Source organism: Novosphingobium sp. B-7, assembly GCF_000410615.1.
Lineage (GTDB): Bacteria > Pseudomonadota > Alphaproteobacteria > Sphingomonadales > Sphingomonadaceae > Novosphingobium > Novosphingobium capsulatum.
Window position 1 is genome coordinate 1 of sequence record NZ_KE148362.1, and the last position, 2,498, is coordinate 2,498.

The 2,498-nt window shown below is 68.0% G+C and carries 3 protein-coding genes; all 3 read left to right on the top strand.

Annotated features, from left to right (window positions below):
• Positions 1-255: LysR substrate-binding domain-containing protein (locus tag H926_RS27665; protein ID WP_043609639.1), on the top strand; the 255-nt coding region annotated here is incomplete at its 5' end.
• 121 nt (positions 256-376) lie between these two features.
• Positions 377-1,741, top strand: coding sequence for an aminotransferase class III-fold pyridoxal phosphate-dependent enzyme (locus tag H926_RS0114120; RefSeq protein ID WP_022676891.1), 1,365 nt, complete (start codon positions 377-379; stop codon positions 1,739-1,741).
• Between the two features lie 6 nt (positions 1,742-1,747).
• Positions 1,748-2,498 (top strand): LysR family transcriptional regulator (locus H926_RS30890; RefSeq protein ID WP_022676892.1); only part of this gene is annotated, 751 nt, incomplete at its 3' end.

The window sequence follows — 2,498 nt, forward strand, 5'->3', positions numbered from 1 at the left end:
CGCCAGCCGCTGCCCGGCGCGCTGCTGTGGCATGCGCACCTGGCACTGGCCGCGGCGCGGGCGGGACGCGGGCTGGCCCTGGCCAATCGCTATCTGGTGGCTGATGACCTGGCCAGTGGCGCGCTGGTGGAACTGGCGGTGCCGGGCGCGCAGGCCGTGGCGATCGGGTCTTATTGCATGGTGACGCGCGCCGATCGCGCCAACAATCCGGCCATCGCACAATTGCGCCGCTTCCTGCGCCAGCAGGTGGAGTGAGCCCATGTGTGGTGCGCCCCATGCACCACCGGCGATCGCTTTTCCCCCTCCCGCGCCGGCGCGCCATTTTCGAAAGGTAACCTGAAAAAGATTCACGGCATCGCCGTTTGCAGGAGCTTTCATGGCCAGCCAGACCCAGCCGCCCGCAGCGACCCCAGCGTCGATCGATTTCGCCAGCATGGATGGCGTCGATCTCGATCATTTCTGGATGCCGTTCACCAACAACCGGTTCTTCAAGCAGAACCCGCGCCTGTTCGTGGCGGCGAGCGACATGCACTATACCACCGCCGATGGACGCCAGGTGCTCGATGCCACGGCGGGGCTATGGTGCGTGAACGCCGGGCACGGGCGCGCGGCGATTACCGATGCCGTGACCCGGGCGGCGCAGACGCTCGATTTCGCGCCGACGTTCCAGTTGGGCCATCCCCTGGCGTTCCGCCTGGCCAGCGACGTGGCGCGGATCATGCCGGCGGGGATGGACCGCGTGTTCTTCACCAATTCGGGTTCGGAAAGCGCCGATACCGCGCTCAAGATGGCGCTGGCCTATCACCATGCGCGCGGCGATCACACGCGATTTCGCCTGATCGGGCGGCAGCGCGGCTATCATGGCACCAATTTCGGCGGGCTTTCGGTGGGCGGCATCGGCGGCAACCGGCGCCGCTTTGTCAGCCAGGTGTGGGGGGTGGATCACCTGTCGCACACCCATGGCCAGGCCGTGCGGTTTTGCCGGGGCATGCAGCCGGGCAATGGTGCCCTAGCCGAGGAGCTGGAAGAACTGGTGGCGCTGCATGGGCCTGAAACGATCGCGGCGGTGATCGTGGAGCCGGTGGCGGGCTCCACCGGGGTCTTGGTGCCGCCGCAGGGCTATCTCCAGGCGCTGCGCGATATCACCCGCAAGCACGGCATCCTGCTGATCTTTGACGAGGTAATCACTGGCTTTGGTCGCCTGGGCAAAGCCACGGCGGCGGAATACTTTGGCGTGACGCCCGATATCATCACCACGGCCAAGGGGCTGACCAACGGCACCGTGCCGATGGGGGCAGTGATCGCCAGCCGCGAGGTGCACGATACCGTGGTCAACGGCAGCCCCGAGGGCATCGAGTTCTATCACGGCTATACCTATTCCGGCCATCCCGTGGCGGCAGCGGCCGGGCTGGCGACGCTGGGGCTCTATCGCGAGGAAGGGCTGTTCGAGAATGCCGCCGCGCTGGCTGCGCATTGGGAAGCGGCGGCGCACGCGCTGGCTGATTGCCCGCATGTGATCGACGTGCGCAATCTGGGGCTGGTGGCCGGGATCGAACTGGCCCCGCGCGATGGGACAGTGGGCGCGCGGGCGATGGAGGCGTTCCACCGCGCGTTCGATGCCGGGCTGCTGATCCGCGTGACCGGCGATATCATCGCGCTGTCTCCGCCCTTGATGATCAGCGCCGCGCAGATCGACACGATCTTTGGCATGCTGCGCGAGATTCTTGTCGACCTGGCGTGATCGGCCATGGCGCGTGACCGGCTTCCCCCGCTCAAGTCCCTGGAAGGGTTCGAGGCTGCGGCGCGGCTGGGCAGCTTTGCCGCGGCGGCGCAAGAACTGGGGCTGACGCAATCGGCGATCAGCCACCAGGTGCGCAACCTGGAAGAGGCGCTGGGTCATGCCCTGTTCCGCCGCGTCTATCGCCAGGTGGTCCTGACCGATGCCGGCCGCGATTTTCACCGCACGGTGCGCGACATGCTCAAGGTGCTGCGCGGCGGGGTGAGCCGGCTGGCGCCTTATCGCAAGGCCAATTCGGTGATCGTCTATGCCGATGCCGGGTTTGCCGGGTGCTGGCTACAGCCGCGCCTGCCGCGCCTGATGGCGGATCTGCCGGGGATGGACCTGTGGCTCGACAGCCGCGGTCTGGCGGTGGATTTCGAGACGACCGAACTCGATATCTTCCTGACCGACGCGCCCGATGGCGGCGATACGGGCCTGCCCAGTGAAACGCTGCTGGGGCTGGACTATGCCGTCTATGCCGCGCCGGCGCTGGCCGGGGCGGCGGCTGGGTTTCTCGAAGGGCGGGGCACCGTGCCGCTGCTGCACGATGAAGGGCCGGTGGATTGGGCGGCATGGTATGCCCACTTCGGCTTGGCGATGCCGGGCGGCGACGCGCTCATCGCCGGGCCGACGTTTACCGCCGTGCCCGCCCTGCTGGGCGCGGCGGCCGATGGCCTGGGCCTGGCACTGGCGGCGCAGGGGTATGCCGCGCCCTGGG

Coding starts and splice junctions, on each gene's coding strand:
- H926_RS0114120 (WP_022676891.1), top strand. CDS start 377: ATGGCCAGCCAGACCCAGCCGCCCGCAGCGACCCCAGCGTCGATCGAT.